15 protein-coding genes are annotated in these 23,742 nt (G+C 34.8%); 4 read left to right on the top strand and 11 right to left on the bottom strand.

The window, feature by feature from the left end:
• Nucleotides 1-333: 333 nt before the first annotated feature.
• From Q0972_RS12020 to Q0972_RS11995, 6 genes are all read right to left on the bottom strand, one after another.
• Nucleotides 334-2,364, bottom strand: coding sequence for a leucine-rich repeat domain-containing protein (locus tag Q0972_RS12020; protein WP_299365964.1), 2,031 nt, complete (start codon nucleotides 2,362-2,364; stop codon nucleotides 334-336).
• Between the two features lie 252 nt (nucleotides 2,365-2,616).
• A complete protein-coding gene (locus Q0972_RS12015) occupies nucleotides 2,617-3,363 on the bottom strand; it encodes a hypothetical protein (RefSeq protein ID WP_299365963.1) in 747 nt (248 codons plus the stop codon).
• A gap of 209 nt (nucleotides 3,364-3,572) precedes the next feature.
• Complete coding sequence (locus Q0972_RS12010) at nucleotides 3,573-4,451, bottom strand: hypothetical protein (RefSeq protein WP_299365962.1); 879 nt, start codon at nucleotides 4,449-4,451, stop codon at nucleotides 3,573-3,575.
• Nucleotides 4,452-4,621: 170 nt separating this feature from the next.
• Entirely contained in the window at nucleotides 4,622-8,224 is a 3,603-nt protein-coding gene (locus tag Q0972_RS12005) for a T9SS type A sorting domain-containing protein (protein WP_299365961.1), read from the bottom strand.
• A gap of 326 nt (nucleotides 8,225-8,550) precedes the next feature.
• A complete protein-coding gene (locus Q0972_RS12000; protein WP_299365960.1) occupies nucleotides 8,551-9,258 on the bottom strand; it encodes a hypothetical protein in 708 nt (235 codons plus the stop codon).
• A gap of 125 nt (nucleotides 9,259-9,383) precedes the next feature.
• Complete coding sequence (locus Q0972_RS11995) at nucleotides 9,384-10,778, bottom strand: TIGR00366 family protein (protein ID WP_299365959.1); 1,395 nt, start codon at nucleotides 10,776-10,778, stop codon at nucleotides 9,384-9,386.
• Nucleotides 10,779-10,957: 179 nt separating this feature from the next.
• On the opposite strand from Q0972_RS11995, the gene Q0972_RS11990 reads away from it, so the two are divergent.
• On the top strand, nucleotides 10,958-12,046 hold the full coding sequence (locus Q0972_RS11990) for a DUF2911 domain-containing protein (protein ID WP_299365958.1): 1,089 nt from the start codon (nucleotides 10,958-10,960) through the stop codon (nucleotides 12,044-12,046).
• Between the two features lie 69 nt (nucleotides 12,047-12,115).
• Here Q0972_RS11990 and Q0972_RS11985 read toward each other — a convergent pair whose 3' ends face one another.
• Together Q0972_RS11985 and Q0972_RS11980 are read right to left on the bottom strand one after the other, a co-directional pair.
• On the bottom strand, nucleotides 12,116-12,958 hold the full coding sequence (locus Q0972_RS11985) for a DUF6671 family protein (RefSeq protein WP_299365957.1): 843 nt from the start codon (nucleotides 12,956-12,958) through the stop codon (nucleotides 12,116-12,118).
• 1 nt (nucleotide 12,959) lies between these two features.
• A complete protein-coding gene (locus tag Q0972_RS11980; protein ID WP_299365956.1) occupies nucleotides 12,960-15,500 on the bottom strand; it encodes a DUF559 domain-containing protein in 2,541 nt (846 codons plus the stop codon).
• A gap of 269 nt (nucleotides 15,501-15,769) precedes the next feature.
• On the opposite strand from Q0972_RS11980, the gene Q0972_RS11975 reads away from it, so the two are divergent.
• Both Q0972_RS11975 and Q0972_RS11970 read left to right on the top strand, forming a co-directional pair.
• The gene (locus Q0972_RS11975) at nucleotides 15,770-17,731 is read left to right on the top strand and encodes a M1 family metallopeptidase (RefSeq protein ID WP_299365955.1); all 1,962 of its coding nucleotides are present in this window, start codon (nucleotides 15,770-15,772) and stop codon (nucleotides 17,729-17,731) included.
• The gene (locus Q0972_RS11970; RefSeq protein WP_299365954.1) at nucleotides 17,731-18,615 is read left to right on the top strand and encodes a patatin-like phospholipase family protein; all 885 of its coding nucleotides are present in this window, start codon (nucleotides 17,731-17,733) and stop codon (nucleotides 18,613-18,615) included. The genes Q0972_RS11975 and Q0972_RS11970 overlap by 1 nt, the downstream gene beginning before the upstream one ends.
• Nucleotides 18,616-18,671: 56 nt before the next feature.
• On the opposite strand, the gene Q0972_RS11965 is transcribed toward Q0972_RS11970, so the two are convergent.
• The gene (locus Q0972_RS11965) at nucleotides 18,672-19,190 is read right to left on the bottom strand and encodes a hypothetical protein (protein ID WP_299365953.1); all 519 of its coding nucleotides are present in this window, start codon (nucleotides 19,188-19,190) and stop codon (nucleotides 18,672-18,674) included.
• Between the two features lie 4 nt (nucleotides 19,191-19,194).
• Nucleotides 19,195-20,757 carry an FMN-binding glutamate synthase family protein gene (locus tag Q0972_RS11960; RefSeq protein WP_299365952.1) on the bottom strand — a complete coding sequence of 521 codons (1,563 nt, stop codon included), beginning with the start codon at nucleotides 20,755-20,757 and terminating at the stop codon, nucleotides 19,195-19,197.
• 69 nt (nucleotides 20,758-20,826) lie between these two features.
• Here Q0972_RS11960 and Q0972_RS11955 point away from each other — a divergent pair, with 69 nt between their 5' ends.
• Nucleotides 20,827-22,392, top strand: a complete 1,566-nt coding sequence (locus tag Q0972_RS11955; protein ID WP_299365951.1) for a hypothetical protein — start codon at nucleotides 20,827-20,829, stop codon at nucleotides 22,390-22,392.
• On the opposite strand, the gene Q0972_RS11950 is transcribed toward Q0972_RS11955, so the two are convergent.
• Nucleotides 22,389-23,666, bottom strand: coding sequence for an amidohydrolase (locus Q0972_RS11950; protein ID WP_299365950.1), 1,278 nt, complete (start codon nucleotides 23,664-23,666; stop codon nucleotides 22,389-22,391). The two genes, Q0972_RS11955 and Q0972_RS11950, sit on opposite strands and share 4 nt — an antisense overlap.
• Nucleotides 23,667-23,742 lie beyond the last annotated feature (76 nt).

Here is a 23,742-nt window from a genome sequence, read left to right as displayed (position 1 = left end):
AAGACGAATAGCAGTGTACTGCGTGACTGTAGGCAAAAAATAGGATTAAAAGAAGCCGTAAAGCGGCGGTTTAACCGTGCCGCCAGGCATTTTTGCCTAAGTCTCGGCTATGAGTAGTTGCGTGTCCCGATAGCTATCGGGATAGCACTTAACTCCCGCCCGTACCGAACGGCACGTTCGGGCGGGTTGCAAGTACACACCAAGCTGAAAATCCGCAAGACACGAGCACGAAGTGCGAACTGTGCGTAAGCAAATTTTCAGAAGCGATGGCCTGAGCCTGTCGAAGGCTAGGCGAGTTGAAGCAATTACTTATAGCCATTGTTGTATGCAGTTTTATTTCCATAACTTCCACCATTTTTCTTTAGGTTTTTTTAGAAATTTTAATGGAATTTTAATTGCCGACTGGACATCTATGATTTGTTGACAAATTTTATCATCAAAACTTTCTCTTGAATATGCTACAATTCTCTTAAAAAATTCTTCATCTTTTTTTGGGAAATATTCACAAATAGATTGCACTAAATATCTATCCTTCCCAATTACTTTCTTCAAACGTGATATATTTTGGATAGGTATTGATGTTATATTTTCATTATTTTCATCATAGACTATCTCTTCATTCTTAGGGTTATAAACCCAGAAGTTTATTTTATAATCTTGAAAATGCTTTAGAATTTTAAAAAATAACACTTTAAGCTCTTTCTTATTATAATTATTTTCTAAATCTCTTTCAGAAATACCAATCAAGAAATTGAATTTATCTTTTTTATTTTGTTGAAAATTATAGTCTAAACTCTGTACATCTTTTTTAAAACTGTTTAAATCATTTTTTAAATTTTGCTTTTTAAGATTTTCTTGTTTTTGAATTTCTCTCTTCTCATCTCTTAGTTTTCTTATTAGTCTATCTTTTGTATAATTGAGTTCTGTATTAATATCAGAACTAATTTTTCTATGATTAAATCTCAAAATTCGCTCTAAAGCATCAATGCTAAATTGATTTCCGACCAAATAGATAGACTTTAGAGTATGCCATTGATTAATTAAAGTTTCAGGAAATTTTGATAATTTATTATATCTTAAATCTAGTCTTTCTAATTCTTTAAGTTTATAAATAGATTCTTGGACTTCAGTCAATTTGTTATTAGTCAAATTCAATCCTTTTAAGTTTTCCAGAAATAGAATATTATCTGGTATAGTCGAAAATGAATTATAATTTATATTTAACTGCTCGAGATTTCTTAATTCTGAAATAGATTTTGGCATATTATTGAGGTAATTGAAAGACAAATCAAGGTGTTGAAGATTTTTTAAATGCCCTATTTCTTCAGGTATTGAATTTAACTTATTTCTACTAAAATTAAGATGTTTCAAATTTATTAACAAAGATATTTCTTTCGGAATTTCTTTTATTTTATTATTACTAATTGAAAGTTTTTCAAGTTTAGTTAGATTTAATAATTGTAATGGTACAAATTCTAAATCATTAAAAGACAATGATAATGATGATAGATTTTCTAACAGATTTATTGAGTCTGGAACTTTTTGAATTAAATTGCCATAAAAAGATAGCCCTTTAATTTCATTTAGCACAACTACTTTTTCCTTAGATGTTAAATCTACAGGATTATTTCTATAACCATAAATCATTTGATTACTCACTAACCAATCGAATACTTGCTCATAACCATCAATATTCTCAATTTGAATAAGTTCACTTGCTTTGGTTAATCGCTTTTTCCTTTCATCTAAAATCTCTAATTTATGAAAACTTGTAAAATTATCAGTTAATAGGTCATTATTCTCACGACTTCCCCAACTTGGGTGATATCCATAATCCCAATCTCCTACATGCAGTAACTTTTGTTGATAAAACGATGCTCCAAAACCATGTTCGCCATCCCATGGGCAACCGCCAGCAAATCCTATATAAGAAATACCATTTTTTTCAGAATCACTTATATTGATTTGACTTATTCCAAAATAATTGATAAAATCTTGCGGTTCTTTAACAGCAGGAAAACCACTCTTGTTTACAGTTGTGTATTTTCTTCCTTTAAAATGGGTATTTTCATAACTTGTTTCTCTGTAAACTCCATAAAACTCAAAAAAATATTCTTCATCTTGTTTTAGGTATTTAACCAAATTATCAAGCATTTGGTTTGAATGGGTCAATAGAAACTGATGTGCTTTAAGTTGAGCTTCATTTGGTTTAGTCTCCTCATCCGTGAATTGAAAGTTCACTTCGATAGTCCTATCAATTTCTTTATCATTCAGGTAAGGAATATAATCTGCAAATAATTTATCAAAAGTAGTGTAATATCCTAGATTTTCAGATTCTGTAAGTTCAAATTCTGGCGTCAACATTTTAAATAATTTAATTTAGTCAGTTTATTTTAGAGAACTTCAAGGTCAAAATTGCATACAACGGTCTTGGCTATCAGTAGTGCGGGTTTTTAAAAGCATTTTCGTTTCAATCGAGCACTAACCTGAGCGAGCCATTTTTAGGTTTATTATTTTCTTTAATAAAGATACAAATTGCGAGCGGAAAAATTAGCAGTAAGTAGTGTTTTAGCAATCAGCCCCGCATTACTTATAGCCATTGTTACCAACAGGCTTTTATATTTTATGCTCATATCCGATTTCGTTTAAATCCGATTTCAATTGTTCGAAATCATCTAATTCAGGATTTAATTCAAAAACCAATTCCTTTGTTATTAAATCTCCGTTATAAATTCTCTCAACAAGTTCTATTCTAAGCTCGTTTTCCTCAAAATTTCCCTCGTAATATTCTTCTGCCCAATTTTTGTATGTCAAAGGTTTTCCATCTAATAATTGAAGTAGATCACTTGAACCATCTTTGTATTCGTCTTTTGGTAAATCAACTTCTCCTATTTTCCAATTATTATCATTGTCAGTTTGCCAAATACAAAAAGTTGTTCCGATGCTTTTTACAGGTTCTCCGAATATAAATTCATTAAATACTTCTGGTAAATCATCAACAACTCCTTTTGGAATTATTTGAGCCAGTTCTGTTTTATCTTCTTTTTTTGAACCAAATAATTTCTCTACAAAAGACTTCTTTTCTTCAATTGGAATATTTCTCCAACCGTTCATTTCACTTTCGTGGGCAAATCCATTAATACAAGTTCCATTTTTGCTAAAGAGCATCAACATTTGGTCTCCTTGTCCGTTTCTCATTTCACAGAATTCTTCCGTTTCGCTCCAATCTTTCTGGTAAGAATAATATCTGTATTCCCATTCAGGGCAAATAATTGCTTCCAAAGCAGAAATGGATTTGCAAATCTTTTGTAAATCTTTCGGATTTGGCAAAAGATTTAGATTCTCAGTCGAAAGTTTGTTCATCCGTAGAATTTTTGTTTAGCTTGTTGGTAACGGTCTTGGCTATGAGTAGTTACGTGTCCCGATAGCTATCGGGATAGCACTTAACTCCCGCCCGTACCGAACGGCACGTTCGGGCGGGTTGCAAGTACACGAGAAGCTGAAAATTCCGCAGGAATTTTCAGGATAAGCCTGCAATTGCAATTGTTTATAGCCATTGTTGTACACAGTTTTTATTGGTTAATATGATAGACACGTTCGTCCTCAATATCTCGATACCTAATTAAATCATTTGAGGGGGAATATTCGAAATCATAGGGATATGTAAATTCATTATCATTTGTGTTACTAAACCTATTTTCTGTTATAGATGAAACATTGTTTAGTGATAAATAAGAATGACCTACATATGGTATAAAAATACCGTAAGCTATAAAAAATCCTTTGAAGGGGTTTTGTCTATTATCGTATTCGTATTTGTAAATATGAGTATTTCCAGAAATTTCTTTTTCCATTCTTACGACATTATTATATTCTACATCATAGTAATATCTTTGAACACTAAAGTCAACGTTATCTCCAGAACCTCTTGAATCCCACCATATTTCTTTTACTTTTCCATTCGGATAATAGCCTATATAATATTCTTGTACAGTAAACTCGTTGTCCATAAAAATACTTTTCAAAAGTCCATTTTGGTTATAATTGAAACTATAGCTTTTAATTACCTCAAATTCATTACAAGTATTCGTTCTTGTAGATACTACTGTTTCTATGTTTTGGGACGAATTGTAATTAAATTGATAAATATTTTTTTCGCATCCTTGATAATGAGGCAGGTAAAAAGTCATTTTATCAACTGTATTAGTGTTTTCGAGATATTCAAATTCCCATTTTCTATATGTGTTGCCATACATTACTAAAAAGATAGAATTAATTGTGCTATCAAGATTGCCTTTTGAAAGCTCATTTAAAATTACATCAGGTTCATCCAATTCAAAACCTAATTCAGCGTGATTTAATGAACCATTATTTCCAATTAAATCGTTTCCATCGTCTTTTTCACAGCCGACAAGGATTGTCAATATTAAAATAAATAAAATCTTTTTCATATTTGTTGTGTTAAATTGTGTGCAACGGTCTCGGCTATAAGTAGTTGCGTGTCCCGATAGCTATCGGGATAGCACTCAACTTAGCAAGTACAAACCAAGTTGGAAATTCCGAAGGAATTTCCAAAGTAGCCGATAATAAGCAATTACTTATAGCTATTGTTGTGCTTTCGTTATTCTTTTATAACTCTAAAAGTAGCTGTTTGATCATCTCTTTTTACTTTTACTAAATAAACTCCTGATTTAAAATTAGACATATCAATTTCTTCAACCAACTTATTTGATGTGATTTCATTAATTTGTTGACCTAATAGGTTATAAACCTGTATTGAGGAAATATTGATATTGTCCTTAGTTTTTACATGTAAAATTTTATCTGTAGGGTTAGGATAAATCAAAACATTCTGTAATTCAAACTCTTCAATAGATAAATTTTCAACAATCTTTGTTGAAACTGTGTTAGTAGTAATTGGTAAGTTAAAGTCGAAATAAATATCAGCGTAATTAAAAAAAGTATCACCAATTTGAACATTAGATTTAGGCTTAATTTTATAAGCTATAAAACCATGTGATTCTTGTTCATTACTTATACTATCAGGTAAATTAATGTTTTCAAAAATAAAGTCTACGTTATTTGCATTTGTAATGTTAACTCTTCCATCATGACTTAAGTTTTCCAATTGTAAAGTAGTCCAATCTAATTTGTCATCTAAAATATTATTAACTCTAATATTAAATGCTTCGTTTGTACCTGTATTTTGAAAACGAATTACATAATGCAAGTAATTATCAACTTCATCAAAGTAAATTTCTTCACCCTCTAATACAGTAATGTCATTTGGATCATAGGAACCAATTATGGTTTGATTAAAACCAAAAGTATTTACTTCTCCAATGCTAGGTGTAAGTGTGATTAAATGTATTAAGAAATCTCCAACATTAGCTGTAGGTGGTGTGGAAACTTCAAAATTTAGATTAATTGTTCTAGTTTCAAAAGGCAGTAAATTGACAAAATCAAAAGTTATAACATTGCTTGTTTGTGAGCTAATACCATAATTTGCGTTAAGAAAGTTTATTTTAGTATTATCATATTGATAGTTTATACTGCCATCTATAGTCTCTGTTCCAATATTTTTATAAATTATTTGATATGAAGCCTCAAAACCTGGAATTGCAGAACTAGTTGGTGTTATTGACAAACTTAAACCTTCATTCATGCCTATTGGAATAACACAAAAATCACCTGTTACAGTATTACCAATATCTGCAAAGCTGAAATCATATGTATTAGGTTGAGAATCATAATAAATAGGCAAAGAATTAACTGTAGAAACTGTATAGTCACCTATTCCTGGAAATAATTGGTAATATCCATTGTTAAGCGTAAAAGTTCCTAATACTTCATTCCCGGTAGAAGTTGCCACAACCATTAAATTGGGTAATGGTAAATCTGAACTATCACACCCATCATTTTCGTCATCTGATGCAATAAAGCCGTTTATCTGATTTGCACTATAACCAATATTTTCAAACCAAACTATTTTATCAAAATCTAGGTCAAAATTCCCACCTCCAAACGAACAATATAATATATCTTCTTTTCCATCAGAATTCATATCATTTACCATGATAAAAGGTGGTGTTGCGAGTTCAAAATCAAAAATTGTTTGAGCTACTCCAAAATTTCCAAAACCATCAATGTTTTCTAACCAATAAATTTCTCCTGCATAATTAGCAATAATTATATCCATATCACTATCATTATCCATATCTAGATTTGAAATTGATTGAATATTTAAAATTCCTGTAGAAATTTGTTGTTCATTTGAAAAAGCACCTAGGCCATCTAAATTCTCAAGCCAAAAGACAGTGCTTTCATCTGCAAAGTTTATTGATTTGCTCGTATAAATATCTAAATCATTGTCTCCATCTAAATCTGCAACATTAATATCATATATGAAATCATTAAAATTTTCATATAATTCAATCTCTGAAAAATTATCATTACCATCATTGTAATATAATTTAATTTGATATGCACTTTGTGCAATAATATCTTTGTTGCCATCTCCATTTAAATCTTCAACAACAAGTTTTGTGATAACTTCTGTATTAATACTAATAGTAATTGGGTTTGTATCATCAAAAACTCCTGTTCCATTAATATTTTTTAAAATCTCAATAGTATTTCCACCATTACTATAAATTACGTCTAAATCATTATCATTATCCATATCGGCGTTTACCATCGAATTTATTGCTACATTTCCAGGAAGAGGTAGGGCTACTGGTTCAAAATTTCCAAGACCATCTAAGTTTTTATACCATGTTCGGGTGTTTGTAGTTCCATTAAAAGAATCTGCCGACAAAATGTCTAAATCTCCATCATTATCAAAGTCACCCAAAGACAAACCATCTTTTGGTATATGAAAAAAGTCTGTATCTATTAGTCTTTGTACACCAAAATTTCCAAAACCATCCAAGTTTTCATACCATGCTAATTTTTTATCGTTATAAGAAAAAGAAAGCACGTCTTGGTCTCCATCGTTATCTATATCACCAGATGCTAATACAGTTGTTCCGTTTATACTTGTCGTAATAGGAATATCTAACGAGTAGTTCCCATCGTTTAAATTTTGATACCAACTAATCTCATCATCCTGTTTAGAAGCTAAAACAATATCTTTTAAGCCATCATTATTGTAGTCAAAGTAATCAACTCCTGAAGCACCATTAGATTCATCATCAATTATTGCAAGATTATCCATAGTTCCATTACCATCAGCGTTTTCAAACCAAGCTAGTTTATCATTCTCATAGGACGTAAATAATAAATCAATATCATTGTCCCCATCTAAATCTTCAAATTTAACATATCTAATATCAGATTCATTATTCTCACCAGTTTCAAATTCTTGAAAAACACTAAACTCTCCATTACCATCATTTTTTAAACTCCTGAAATAGATTAATAAATCCGTTTGTGAATAGTAAGTTAAGAATAGATCTAAATCATTATCATTGTCTAAATCCACAACATTGATTGTTGGTTGTCCATAATCAGAAGCATTTGAATTTTGAATCGTTTGAGTAGTGTAATTACCCATTCCATCATTTATTTCTAAATCTATTTCTTTATTTATCCAATGATATCCTAATATATCTAAATCACCATCATTATCCATATCGGATACTATTATTGATCTGTATCTAGTAGAAGGCAATATTGTCTGAGTAGTAAAATTGCCTATACCGTCATTCTCAGCCCATAATAAACTTGAAATTGACGAATTTTTCTTTGCGTAAACAATATCTAAATCGCTATCATCATCAAAATCAATAATTGAAATTGAATATAATGAATTGTTTGAACCTCCATTATCAATTGTAATTGAATCGCCAAAAGTTCCTAATCCATCTAAATTCTCAAACCATCTTACAAACTCAAGATTATGAATTAATATATCCAAATCAGCATCATTGTCAATATCAACAACGTATACCGCAACATGTCCTCCTATTTGTATTTCAGTAGAAATCTCTATTTCATGGACAGATATTTCATTGTTATTACCGTCCAAATTTTCAAACCATTTTGTTCTGAAACCAGTGGCAATCATATCCAAATCACCATCGTTATCTAAATCTCCATGAGCAATGGAAGTTACATCTTGAGCTGTGTCTTTATTCTCCATGATAATATTATAATCAAAATCAAATTGTGGAAATACATTTATTGAAAACAGCAAAAACGCAAAGCATAAAATTTTTTTCATAATATTTAAAGATCTATAATAAATAACAGCTAATAATTAATTCTAAGTCATGTCTGTCGATTTTATTACTTTAAAGTTAGACTAATGTATTACTTTTTTTACTAGTAAGGTTGTTGAATTCAGCATAGTTTAGTCATAATGAAGCACAACGGTCTTAGATATGGGTTGGTTACGGAATGGTACACGAGTATAATTCCGCCGACACGAGAGAAGCGACTGGCGCAGCAAACCATAAATTCAGCAAAAAGGCTTGAAATTCCGATTAGTCCCGATAGCTATCGGGATCAGCCGTAATCAACTATCGCCATTGTTGTACCGAGCATTATTTACGACACCCAAGTTCCTATTATTTTATCAACTTCCCAATTCCCGTTTTCGTCTTTTCTGATGAAAATTCGACAGCCACTGCCGTTTAGGCGACCTTTTACAAAACCAGCATTCAGAACTCCGAATGTTTTTGTTTTATCAAACAAAATTCGGGTAAATGATAATGAACCTTGAAAGTTAAAATCGTATTTAGTTCTCCAAAATTCCCGTCTTTCTGGAAATTCCGATATTGGCTTGAATCTTAACTTCTCATTGTCCGACTTTAGTTTGTCAAAGTCCACCTTAAATCCGCCTATCAATTCAAAATCTTTAGAATCAATCACAAGCTTTTGGTCATTGAAATGATTAATAAGTTCATACATATCTTCTCTTTCAAATCGGCTTATTGAATCAGAAAAAGCTATGTAAATTAAGGTAGTGTCATTGATTATTGAATCTCGTCTCACTTTCCACTCATTTAATCTATTTTGATAATCATCTGATTTTTCCCAATTTTCAAGTGCTTTATTATAATCATTTTGGGCATCAAATCCTTTTTCAGTCAAATATTTTGGTGATGGTGGTGGTGGCGTTGGGATTAGACGAATGTCATTATACATTTTGTCTGAAAGCTCAGGAAATAATTCGTAGAACACGTTTTTCTCAAATTCCAAATCGGATAGTTCCGTTTTCTGTTCACAATTTGACAAAGTAAAAGAAAACATCATTAAAATCAGTATTTGAGGCAGTTTTGTCATATGTAGTAAAACGCTGCATTATGGCTATTGAAATCTAAAATAATAAATATTAATAAACTAATGCTATCACTCACGTTTTTTAGATGAACTGTAATCTACAAGGGCACATAGGTCACCATCAAAGCCTGTATCACAAACAAGACGATAAAGGGAATAAACAGATAACCTACCACATCCCTGGCTTGTATTTTAATACCCTTACCCATCACGGGAAAAACAATCAATAAAAAGAAGGGCTGTAATAAATTGCTAAGACTTTCACCATAAGCCACAGACATGGAAGCTCTGGCCGTCATAGCAGTGACTTCGTTGGGCGAAAGGTTAGCACCCAATTCTTGTACCATGTTAATAATACTAGGGCCAATCACGGCAAACTCACCACCAGCAGAAGGAATGGCAAAATTAATCACGCCACCAGTAAGGTAGGCAATAAAGGCGTAAGTGTTTGGAGTGGCAATAGACACCAAAACAGTGCTAATTTGTTCACCCAAACCCGAAGCCATCATAATGCCCATAATCCCTGCATAAAAGGGATACTGAAATAGTACGCCAGAGATATTGCTACTGGCGCGTTTCATGGCAATACTGTAGCGCATCGGTGTAATATGCAATAACATTCCTACAATAAGGAAGATAAAAATCATAATGTTAAAGTTGAGGTTAAAACCTTTGGTTGCAAAATGGTAAATGATATAAACCACGCCCAAAAGTGCCACACTTACTTGTAACCAACCTGCATTATTTAGGGCATCGGACAGTGCCTTAAAAGGCAGTTTATAGGATAAGGCTTCGTCCTTAACCGAGCCTTCCTCATCATCGAGTGAGGTTTGCAAATCTCTCAGTTCCTTACCAGCGAAGGACTTAGGGATTAACACCCAAATCAAAATCGGTGAGACCACCACAAACAATACAATCATGGTCAGGTTCAACGTAGAACCCAAACTATAACCTGTGGAAATAGTATCGTTAAGGATGCCGTTTTCAATTAGAAAGTTATTTTCGGTGTTTAAAAGCAAGGCAATAGAACTCGAGAGGCCACAGACCCAACCGTTAAAGGAAAAGTACACACAAGCTACTAAAAAAGGGTAGTGGATGCCTTTAATCCGCAGCGCTAATTCACGTCCTAAAATCGCAGTAATTACCACCATGCCAAAGCTCACCAAGGACAATAATGCACCGAGTGCAATAATAATCATATAGACTTGTATGGGCGTTTTAATCCATTGGGCTAAGCGATCAATCCCCTTTTTTACCGGAGCCGACTGGGCAATGCAATAGGCGGTGATGATAATCAATACAATTTGCATCCCAAAGGAGAGCAGGTTCCAAAAGCCATTATACCAACCTTCTAAAACCGCAATGGGTTGGCTATCGGTGATTGTAAGCGCCAAAATACCAGTGAGTAAGGTTAATAAAAGCGCAAAGACATAAGCGCTTGGCATGTATCTGGTAAAGCCGTCTGTGAATTTTTGACCGAGTTTGGTAATCATAGAAAAGTTAGTTAGTGCAACGAATATAAAGGATTTATAGTAATTGTTTTTAACTACGCTATCCACTCTTAAGAATACGTTAATTAACAGTTACACGTATTTCTTTAACAAGTTGCTAACAGCCTTGCTTTCAAAATCCGTCTACCTTGGTGGTACTACTAATCAAAACCTATGTAAAAATGAGAGCAACAATTACTTCGTTGGTAATAGGCTTATTACTATGCGTTTCATTTACCGCAACAGCACAATTGAACACACCACGTGGCAGCCAAATGGCTTCCGTTATGCAACGTGTAGGAACCACAGACATTACAATTACTTATTCTAGACCTAGCGTTAACGGACGCGAAATTTGGGGTAAACTTGTACCTTACGGCTTAACCAATCTAGGCTTTGGGACCTCTAAAGCAGCACCTTGGCGTGCTGGTGCCAATGAGAACACCACTATTACATTTACACATGATGCTAAAGTAGAAGGGAAGACCATTACTGCCGGAACTTATGGCTTGCATATTAATGTGAAAGATGCCGATAATGCAACCATTATTCTATCAAAAGATAAAGATGCTTGGGGTAGTTATTTCTACGATCCGGCTAACGATGCCTTAACTGCAGATGTAAAAATAAAGACTATTGAGCATGTGGAATTACTGACCTTCGATTTTGAAGAAGTTAGCAAGAATTCCACCACAGCGGCATTAAAATGGGAAAAGAAGGCCATCCCTTTTAAGATCGAAGTCGATGTTACCAAAATTGTACTCGATGACATCAGGGCCAAGTTTAAAGGTCAAAAAGGTTTTTCAAGACAAAATTGGGAGCAAGCTGCAAATTTTGCGTTGAATAATGATGGTGATTTGGATGAAGCTTTAGAATGGATCAATGCTGCTTTAGAAGGTAATTTCTTCAGTCAAAAGACTGTAAATGGGTTAGCGACCAAAGCTCAGATTCTTCAGAAAAAAGGCGATATGGAGGGTTTTGGCACTACAATGGATGAGGCTGTAGATATGGCCACTCCTAACCAAATCAATAGAATAGGTTATGCCATGATTAATTTTAAGGATTATGACAGAGCTATAAAATACTTTAGTATTAATGTGAAAAATGATCCGAAAAATGCCAATTGGCACGATAGTTTAGGAGAAGGCTATAAAGCAAAAGGCGACAATAAGGCCGCCATTAAGCACTTTAAAAAATCGCTTGCATTAGACCCTACGGATAATGTAAAAGCAAATTCCGAAAAGAACCTTAAGGAGTTAGGTGCATTATAAGATATTCATCAGCAAAACACGTTTGGTTATGTTTTGGAAGGTCTGGTTTTGTTGGTGCCAGACCTTTTTTTATGGATTGCAGAAATCACAATACATGGGGTCTTCAACTTTTTTGTCATTAGGATAAAAGTCCTCTTGGGTATGGTTGCAATTCGCACAGGTGTAAATAACGCTCAATGTCGATTGTGTAGGTGAACCGCAAAGGTCACAAGGCAAGCCCTTGTTTAAATCCGTAATACCAAATCCTGGTGTTTTGCATTCTGGACAAAGCGATTGTATTTTATCCGCTAATTTTTGTGCTGCAAGCTCTATAACGTGCATTCGGGTAGGGTTGAGCATCGCACGCATATCGGTTTCGGCATAAACAGTACTATACTTTTGATACATAAATTCATAGGCGCGTTGTAATTCTGGTAAGGTTGTAATGCCTTTTATCATACCTTCGGTGTCCGTTTTTGATTTTTTTAGGATTAAACCATGGGATGGAAACTTTACGAGCTCTGTAAATTCCAATAAATCTCTTTCGTTGCGAATAGTTTTTCCATTGAAATTAGTTTCGGTACTCAGTTCCCTAGCAACGATTTCAAGATTATTTTTCTTATCGATGAATATTAAAAATTCATCGTCAGCACTGGCAAAATACATGGTAGGGTGGGGGCCAAAAGAGCCTTCACTGGCGACACCTAGATCACAATTATTGAGCTTCATCGCCTTGAGGCATTTTAAACGTGCGGTTTCCAACGGATTGTTAATGCGTTCTACTTCCCCCGAAAATGTGCCTAAAGTATCCGTATCGAACGTAGGGTCTGTGAAACATATTACACCGAGCTGTGCCTCGAGAATTGGTGCAATAACCGATTCCTTTTGGTGTTTGGTGGCTATGATGAGTTTTCTATTTTGAAATAATTCCATATCAACTAATATAATTCCAAATGTTACGATATTTACTCATTTGCCTGTAAGTGTTTAAGATCACCTTATGCTCAGGTAAACCAAGACTCGGATCGAGTTTTAGAATAAATTTCGCATAATAACGTGCGCGTTCTAAAATGTCCTTGTCCTTAACGATATCTGCAATTCGTAAATTTAATATGCCACTTTGCTGCGTACCCATGATATCTCCTGGACCACGAAGTTTTAGATCCACTTCAGCAATTTCAAAACCATCGTTAGAGCGTACCATAGTTTCTAATCGGGTTTTACTATCATTACTGAGTCTATGGCTTGTCATTAAAATACAATAGCTCTGTTCGGCACCACGACCTACGCGTCCACGTAATTGATGCAATTGCGACAAGCCGAAACGCTCAGCACTTTCTATCACCATAACAGAAGCATTTGGCACATTAACACCGACCTCAATTACCGTTGTTGCCACCATAATGTTGGTTTTACCCTGTGCAAAGCGTTGCATTTCATAATCTTTGTCAGCGGCTTTCATTTTGCCATGCACGATGGAGATTTGATAATTTGGTGAAGGGAACTCCCTAGCAATACTTTCATAACCATCCATGAGGTCCTTATAATCCATGGTTTCACTTTCCTGAATCAAAGGATACACAACATAAATTTGACGCCCTTTGGCAATTTCATCTTTCATAAATCGGAATACCTTAAGGCGATTGTTGTCGTAGCGATGCACCGTTTTAATCGGTTTTCTTCCCGCGGGTAATTCGTCAATCACCGAGATATCCAGATCACCATAAACCGACATGGCCAGGGTTCTTGGAATAGGCGTTGCGGTCATCACGAGAATATGTGGGGGAATAGAAGCCCCTACAACCTCCCCAGAGGAGAGGCTTTTTAATTGTTTCTCAATAGAATTCAATACTGAATCGATATCACCAATAACTTGTTCGTTAGAAAAACGAATGATATTAAACCCTAGTTCTTTCAGTATTAGTGTTCTGATTTCATCCACTTCTTGCTGCTCCTTTGTATTATGATAACCGCCATTCACTTCAATAACTAAGTTCTTTTCTAAATTCACAAAATCAACAATGAACTCATCGATAATATGTTGTCGCCTGAATTTGAATCCTATTTTTTTTGCTCGAAGGGATTCCCACAAAACGCGTTCAGCTTCGGTACTATTTTTTTTATGTTCTTGTTGCAGTTCTTTCATTAATTTATAGGTCGAAGGTCGAGCAGTCATATACTTTTTTAGTACTGCTTTTGCATTCCCCTTTTGGGGGAATTGAAGGGGGCTTCCCTTCTTCCACAATTTACTTCTTTGTGCCACTCCAAAACGATGTTGTTCGTCTATGACGGCAAGACCTAAATTTTTAAATTTTACCTTATCTTCGAGTAGGGCATGAGTCCCTATGAGGATTTGTAATGAGCCATTTTCAAGATTTTCGTGAATGATCTTACGTTCTGAAGTTTTACTTGAACCAGTTAATAATGAAATACTGATATTCAATTTATTACATAGTTCTTGTAGTCCATTATAGTGTTGAACTGACAAAATTTCAGTTGGCGCCATTAAGCAACATTGAAAACCGTTGTCAAGCCCCATGAGCATTGACATAAAGGCAACTATGGTCTTTCCAGAACCTACATCACCTTGCAAAAGGCGATTCATTTGTGCATTGCTTCCTAAATCTGCTCTAATTTCTTTCAAAACACGTTTTTGTGCATTGGTCAATTCAAAAGGTAAATGATCCTTATAGAAGGTGTTAAAGTAGTCTCCGACTTTATCAAACGTGAAGCCTTTTATTTTAGATTTATGGATTAAATTTTTAAGAATTAATTGTAATTGAATATAAAATAGCTCTTCAAATTTTAAACGAAATTGTGCCCTGGAAAGTAAGCCCTGATTCTTCGGAAAATGGATATTGAAAAGCGCTTCGGATTTCGAAAGTAATTTCAATTCACCTTTAACCGATTCGGATAAAGTTTCCGCAAATTGTCCTTTGGTTTCTAAAAATAATTGTTGCACTATTTTGGCAATAACACGATTGGTAATGCCTTTGTTCGATAATTTTTCGGTTGAGGGGTAAATGGCTTGCATTGCCGAGCGTAAGTTTTTTTCGTGTTCGGATTGCAATTCCATTTCAGGATGTGGCATACTAAATTTACCGTTGAACCAATTGGTTTTTCCGAAAATGACATAAGGTTGATCGATTTTAAGGCTCTCTCTGATCCATTTTTGCCCTCTAAACCACACAAGCTCCATTGTTCCGGTATCATCCCTAAAATCGGCCACAAGGCGCCTGCCACGCTTTTGTGCCACTTCTCTTAGACCAGTAATCCTACCTATAACTTGAACTTCGGCGTTGTTGTGCTGCAATTCGTTGATTTTGTAATATTGAGTGCGATCAATATAACGATTGGGGAATAGATTGATGAGGTCTTGATAGGTGTCAATACCCAACTCAGAACGTAGCAGATCCGCTCTGTTAGGCCCAACACCTTTGATATAATCTATTGGAGTCTGTAAGTTTACACTCATAAAGCGAATTTACTAATTCCTTTGAAATCGAAGATTCATCAATTCTTTAATTGAATATTGATCCATGAACAAAAAAGTAATCTCTTTGTTTTATTATTCAGAACATGACTAGAAATCCTAAAACTTAAAGGCTACTGTGGTCTTTTCAGAGTTTACTGCAGTTAGATAAATCTCTTAAAAGGCCTTAAATTTATTTTTTTGGAATTTGATATTTGTGATTTGAATATTGAATTGTGTAATTTGGCGTTATCCTTGTGTAGATTTATATCATGAAGAAACTTTTATTTATCACATTTCTCTTCCAAATAAGCTTTTGTTTTTCGCAACAGACGGCTTATGTGGATTTTAAAGCGGCGGACGCAATTTTGGGTTTTGATCCTGATTCTTCAAAAGTTTTCGGAACTATCGCCTACAAATTTGAAGTGTTAAAACCTATAGATTCAATTTTTATTGATGCTAAAAATATGGTATTCGAAGGAGAACCTTTTCTCAATGGTAAAAGGACTAAATACTTGTACGATCGAGAAAGACTATGTTTTTACGGACCATTTGATGAAGATAGTTTAAATACTGTTACGCTTAATTACTATGCGCACCCCAAGAAGACATTATACTTTTTAAAACGTAACGGTGATTGGAATATTTGGACTCAAGGTCAAGGTAAATATACCAGCAATTGGCTGCCTAGTTTTGATGATGTCAATGAAAAAGTTGTGTTCAATATTAGAGCGTTTTTTGAAGAAGGCTATCGTGTCATATCCAATGGAAAGCTTAGTAAAGAGGAAGTAGATAACGGTGTTTATGATGCATTATACGATAGTAAAAAACCTATGTCGAGCTACCTTGTGGCATTGGTTGTGGGTAAGTACAACAAAAAAACAGAAACCTCAAAAAGTGGTATCCCTTTAGAATATTATTACTATCCCGAAGATTCACTAAAGGTAGAGCCCACCTATCGCTACAGTAAACAAATGTTCGATTTTTTGGAGGAAGAGATTGGTTTTGCCTATCCATGGCAAAACTATAAGCAAGTACCTGTGCATGATTTCCTTTATGCTGGTATGGAAAACACGAGCTGTACTATTTTTTCGGATGCATTTGTGGTAGACGATATTGGATTTAATGACAAAAATTATGTCAATGTTAATGCACATGAGTTGGCACATCAGTGGTTTGGGAATTTGGTCACGGCTACTTCTAGTGAGCACCATTGGTTGCAGGAGGGCTTTGCGACCTACTATGCCTTGTTGGCAGAACGCGATATTTTTGGGGACAATCATTATTATTTTGAGTTATATAAATCTGCAGTCGATTTGGGTCGACAAGACATCGATGGCAAAGGCACATCACTTTTAAATCCAAAATCGAGTAGCCTTACCTTTTATCAACGTGGTGCTTGGGTGCTTCATGCTTTAAGAACTTTAGTTGGTGATAAAGTGTTTAAGAGTGCAGTGAAGAATTACTTGGAGAAGCACCAATTTGCTAATGTGGAAACCTATGATTTCATAAAAGAAGTTGAACGTTTATATGGAAAATCACTCACCAGGTTCGTTAATGTTTGGATCAAACAAAAGGACTTTCCTTTAGATGCAGCGTTTGGGTTGCTCAAGGAGCAATCCACTTTTATCAATGAGTATTTGATGGTCGATTGTCAAGTAAAATCCTCAAAATGTGAAGACTATCTCAAATATTATGTTTCAGATAAAGCTAAGGTAAAAGTCATTTCTCAAGCACCAGAATTAGTCACTAAGGATACTTTTAAACACGGTTTGAAAGTAAGGCAGGCTATTTCGCAGTATGTGACTAAAATTCCATTAGAAATGAAAGAAGATTATGAGTCCTTGCTAGACGATAAGTCCTACATCACCATAGAAAATGCACTATACAATCTTTGGTCCAGCTTTCCTGAGGAACGCGCCAAATACTTATCTAAAACAAGAAATATAGTTGGTTTTAGCGATAAAAATGTACGCCTGTTATGGATTGTTCTGAATTTAAGCACACCATTTTATCAAGCCGACAACAAACAGGGGCTTTATGAAGAATTATTGGGCTACACCGATAAAAAACACAACGCCGATCTAAGAATGAAAGCCTTTCAGTATTTAGATTTGATGAAGTCTTGTGATGGTATCTGTAAGTCCAATCTTGAAAGCGCCAAGGCACACCATAATTGGCGATTGGTTAAATTTGCAAAGCAGTTATCCGAAAAATTACAAAACAAACAGTAATGCGAGCATTAGTGATATCTGGTGGTGGAAGCAAAGGCTCTTTCGCAGGCGGCGTAGCGCAATACTTGATGGAGCGCGAAAAGCGTAAGTACGATATGTTTTTAGGAACCTCGACAGGAAGTCTTTTAGTGCCTCACTTGGCAGCTAACGATATTCCGAAGCTCTACGATATTTTCACCAATGTTCAGCAGAAAGATATTTTTAGTATAAGTCCGTTTGTACAGCGTAAAAAAGGCGATCGAGAATTTGTATCGATCGATTTTGTGAATTCCTTGTGGCAATTCATTAAAATGAAACGGACGTTCGGTGAGAGCAAGGCTCTTAAGCGTAATATCCGTAAGAATTTTACTTTTGAAGAATATCAAAAAATTAAGGCTACCAAACACGATGTGGTGGTTACTGTTTCTAATCTATCTATGAATAGGGTGGAGTACAAGTCCATCAACGACTGTTCTTACGAAGAGTTTTGCAACTGGATATGGATTTCGTGTAATTATATTCCGTTTATGTCATTAGCTAAAGTTGATGGTTATGAATATGCTGATGGTGGTTTGGGCTGTGTAATACCTATTCGAGAAGCTATTTTAAGAGGTGCCACTGAAGTTGATGCTATTGTGTTGGAAGCCGAAAATATGGGTAAACAACGCGTCTTGGGTAAAAATCCATTTTCGCTTATGATGAATTTATTCGGGCATTTGTTAGATCAGGTTGAGCGCAATGATATAGTGATTGGTAAGCTTGCTGCCAAAAACAATAATGTGAAACTCAATTTGTATTATACACCTGTTAGCTTAACTGAGAACTCTCTCATCTTCAGTAAGCGCTTAATGGAAAAGTGGTGGAAACAAGGTTATGATTATGCTGAAGAGAAGCACTCTCTTTAGTCTGCAGTTTTCAGTATAAGTTGTTGTTCTATTTGTGGAAAGGTATAGATTGGTTCTTACCACAGCTCACCCACCTCTTGCTTAATATAAGATAACGCCGCTTTGCTTGGTGATGGTTTGTCCATTAATTCGGTTAAAACCACTTCGCGAAGCTTGTTGGCCGTATCTGTTTTTTCATTCATGTTGGCTTTTCTTATGAGTTGAATGGTCGCATTTTTGGCGGCAATGATAATGTTCCAACATTGGTCGCTGACATAGATTTGCTGTGATAAATTATGTTCAAATTCTTGTTCAATGGTTGCTACAAGTAAGTTCTCATAATCTTCTTTATTTGAGGATGTTGGATTTACTCTTGTCAACAATTTTGATGGCGCAATACGCTCTAAGAAAAGCGACATACGTTCGTAAGCTTGAAGACGAATCGGAAATGCTTCTTTTTGTAGGTCTTTTGTGATTAAAAAATTGCGTCTGTTGTTTTCGTTATCTACATGCTCCCTAAAAAATAAAAAGGCAATAGCTCCAGTGACCAAAGCTGGAATGGTGTACATTAAAAGATTGATGAGTTGTTGTTCCATAAAATTAGTTCTTCTTTTGTCCGCCAAGATAAACACAATCTTTTAAATGTTGCATACCTTTAAACTGAACAGGCGATTTTTCGTATTTAAATGTTTGATCAAAATCTTTGGTGAGGTTATGGTCGTCAACATTCATTTCAATATCATCCATATTAAATTGGCATGGGTGCTCGTAACCGGCAGCATGCGTAATCTCTATCAACTCTTTTCTAAAGGTCTTAAAGTATTGGGCTAAACGTTCAGATTTTAAAGGTACATTAATGCCGTTTTGTAACCATTTATTTTGGGTGGCTACGCCTGCAGGACAACGATTGGTATGGCATATTTGTGCTTGGATACAACCAATGCTCATCATGGCTTCTCGTGCTACATTGATGCAGTCGACTCCCATAGCGAAAGCCATGGCCGCTTTTGCAGGAAAGCCTAGTTTACCACTACCAATAAATACAATACGATCGGTGAGATTTCGTTTTTGAAATAATTTGTAGATATCACTAAAACCATAAACCCAAGGAAGAGATACATGGTCTGCAAAACTTGGAGGCGCGGCACCTGTACCGCCTTCACCACCATCGATGGTAATAAAATCGGGACCGCGATTTTCCTTTTGCATAAGGTCGGCAAGTTCTTTCCATTGATCAAGTTTTCCGATGGCTGCTTTAATGCCAACTGGTAAACCAGTGGCTTCGGCAATGCGCTCAATAAAATCAACCAATTCAGGGACGTTTGAAAACGCTTTATGATTAGGTGGCGAGAGTACGGTTTTTCCAACTTCAACACCTCTAATTTCTGCAATTTCCTTAGTGATTTTTTTCCCGGGAAGTACACCACCTTTGCCCGGTTTGGCACCTTGCGATAGTTTAATTTCAATAGCCTTGATGAATGGATTTTTTTCTACGAGCGTAATCATTTTTTCCATAGAAAAACCACCATCTTCTGACCTAACACCGAAGTATCCTGTCCCGAAGTGAAACACAACATCGCCTCCATTACTATGATATGGCGACAATCCGCCTTCACCTGTATTATGATAGGCATCTGCAATTTTTACACCTTTATTCAAAGAATCTATGGCTTTCGCAGAGAGTGAGCCAAAACTCATAGCTGAGACATTGATGATAGATGCAGGTCTATAAGGACGTTTGCGTTTATTGTATGCTCCCATAACCTTAGCGCAGGGAACAAAGCTTTTGTCTAATGCGGTTGGATGACTGTCCTCAACTTTATAGGGCATCATAGCATTGTTAATGAAGATATGTTGATGTGCGTAAATATCCCTATCGGTTCCGAAACCTTCATAGTTATTTTCCTTTTTTGCCGAAGCATAGATCCAGCCACGTTCTATACGATTAAAGGGTAATTCTTCTCTGTTGTTGGCTACAAAATACTGACGCATTTCAGGTCCGATACTTTCTAATAAATAGCGTAGATGACCAACAACAGGGAAATTATGGCTAATGGTGTGTCTCCGCTGAAAGAAAATATCTCTTATGGCAACTAATCCCAAAACAATAATTATCCAGAGCCACCATGGGATGGTGCTAAAAAATGAAGCTATTTCTTCCATACGATTTCTTTACTAGTAAAGATATTTAAAATTAATTGTTAACAGAAAAGGAATTTTTATATTTAATGTATGACTTTTACTAGAAATAAGTGGTTATTGAGATTCGGTATTATACTACTTGTAATTGTCGTATTAGGGATTTTATTGAATATTATTTTAAAGCAGAAAATAAAGTCTTATTTATCAAATTTACCACCAAATGTTCAGTTGGAATTAGATGATATCCATGTTAATTCTTTTTTTGGTCATCTTGATCTCGAATCACCAGATATTAAAGTATTTAATACCCACAACCCTGATCTAGAATTTTGGATGCATGGCGGTAAAATTGAAATCTATGGCTTAGACTATTACAATCTTTTTTTTAACGACAAAATTACGCTTGATGAATTACAATTCTCTGAATTAGAGATTAATATCACCAAGAGAGAGGTATCATCATCAGGTGAAAAACCCGATGCAAATACTGGACTTTTAAATAAAGATATAATGATAAATAAAATCATAATTCGTAATTCTAAAGCCCAAATCAATGAACATCATGGAGACTCAATTGTTAATCTAAATAATTTTAACCTAGACCTAGTTGGTTTTGAGATGACTTCGGATTCTAAAACAGGAGCAACTTATTATTCATATAAGGCTATGACATTTGATTCAAAAGCGTTTGTATTTAAAACAAGTGCCTATGAAGATATATTTATTGATCAAATAGAGCTTAAGAACAATAAATTAAAACTTTTAGAATTCGAACTAAAAACCAGATATACACGTGAAGAGTTATCAAGAATTTTAAAGACTGAGCGCGATCATTTTGATGTTGAGGTCGATTCGATTGTTTTAAATGGTTTTAGTTGTGATTTTTGGAATCTTGAAAACTCATATGTAGCGGTTGATTCTGCAAAAATATTTTCTCCAACAATTAATGTGTTCAGAGATAAGCTCGTCAATGACAATTATGCGATTAGACCTTTGTATGGAAAGATGCTGCGTGATTTGGGTATTAATTTAAGTATTGATCAACTTAATACTATTGATGGTGAATTATCGTATTCGGAGAAGGTAAAGGCACAGAATAGAGGCGGTCGTTTAGATTTTCACAACATAAATACCGCTGTTTATAATTTAGGAAATACCTATGAAAAGGATACGACACGCATTAATATTAGAGCAAATTTCATGGGGCGTTCACACTTGGATGTTCATTGGAATTTTGTTGTTCAAAACCCTGCAGATGACTTTTCCTTTAGTGGTGAACTCGATGATTTTAATGTTGGTAGAATAAGTCAGTTTTCTAAGCCTAACTTAAATGTTGAGTTCAGAGGTGAATTAAAAAAGACCTATTTTAATATTAATGGAAATCCGAATGTTTCTAATATCGATTTGCAGATCAATTTTGAAGATTTTGAAGTTGTTGTTTTAAAACGGAACGGTAAGGAAAAGAACAAGTTTTTGTCAAGTCTAGTAAACATGTTTGTGTCAAATAACAGTGATAAAGATCCCAACCAATTTTATCACGGAAATATTGATAAGGTGGAGCGAGATAAAACCAAATCTATCTTCAATTTTGTTTGGAAAAACCTTCAATCCGGTTTGTTGTCTGCTATGACGGGCAGCGGAAAAAAGAAAAACTAATTGTTATTTAAATAATCTAAAGTCAATTGTGTAAAAGCTTTAACTCCCAATAACATACCATTTTCATCAATCATAAAATCTGGTGTATGGTGTGGAAAAGCACCTTTTGATTCTTCTTCAGGATTCATACCTCCCAAAAAGAAGTATAGACCGGGAATAATCTCTTGAAAATACGAAAAATCTTCACCACCTGTAGTGGCTTTCACCAGTTTTACATTCTCCATTCCTGCTACTTCTTGAAGCGATGGCAGCATTCTATCTGTTAGGTCAGGATCATTGTATGTAATAGATGTTTGGTTTCTAAATGAAATGGTAGCCTCTCCGCCATAGGCCTTTGCAATGGTTGCCGTCATCTCTTTCGTACGTCTTTCAATCATGGATCGCATATCTGGATCTAAAGTTCTTACCGTCCCTATTAATTCGGCAGTTTCTGGTATAATATTAAATCGAGTACCAGCAGTAATCTTTCCAACAGTAATTACAGCAGCTTCTTCAGTGAGTTTTGCTTCTCTACTGATAATAGTTTGTAATCCATCAATAATCTTTGCCGAAATTAAGATGGGGTCGACACCAGACCAAGGTTGGGAACCATGAGATTGCTTACCTTTCACATTGATAACAAAGCGCTCCACGGAAGCCATAAGACCACCTTTTTTATACTTAATAGTACCAACAGGAATTCCTGCATTAATGTGAAGGCCAAAAATAACATCAACTTTAGGGTTTTCTAAAACGCCTTCCTTAATCATTAATTTTGCACCGCCTTCTTCACCAGGTGGTGGGCCTTCTTCGGCAGGTTGAAAAATAAACTTTACAGTGCCTTTTATTTTGTCTTTATGCTTTGATAAAACTTGTGCAGTAGCCATTAATATTGCAGTGTGAGCATCATGCCCACAGGCATGCATAACTCCCGTTTCTTTGCCCAAGAAAGTAGTTTTTACTTCCGATTTAAAGGGTAAATCATTAATTTCAGTTACAGGTAAAGCGTCAATATCTGCCCTCAAAGCTACAACTTTACCTGGCAAGTCACCTTTAAGCAGACCTACAACTCCAGTAATGGCAACCCCAGTTTTGACTTCTAAACCTAAAGACCTTAAATGTTCGGCAATCTTTTCTGCTGTTTTAAACTCTTGATTTGATAACTCAGGATTTTGGTGGAAATAACGTCGCCATTCTATGAGTTGATCTTCAATATTAATAATATCTTGTTCTAATGTGTTTTGAGAAAAAGCCATTGATGTCGTTAGAATTAGTGCTGCAATAATTACCTTCATAGGGTTATGAAATTTGTACTAAGATATTGAAAAATGATAAAAGAAGGCTCTTAATAGATTGTTTATAATTATTGGT

Origin of the sequence: Winogradskyella sp., assembly GCF_028282165.1 — a bacterium.
GTDB lineage: Bacteria > Bacteroidota > Bacteroidia > Flavobacteriales > Flavobacteriaceae > Winogradskyella.
Note: the sequence above shows the minus strand (reverse complement) of the source record. Positions and strands in the feature narration are given on the sequence as shown.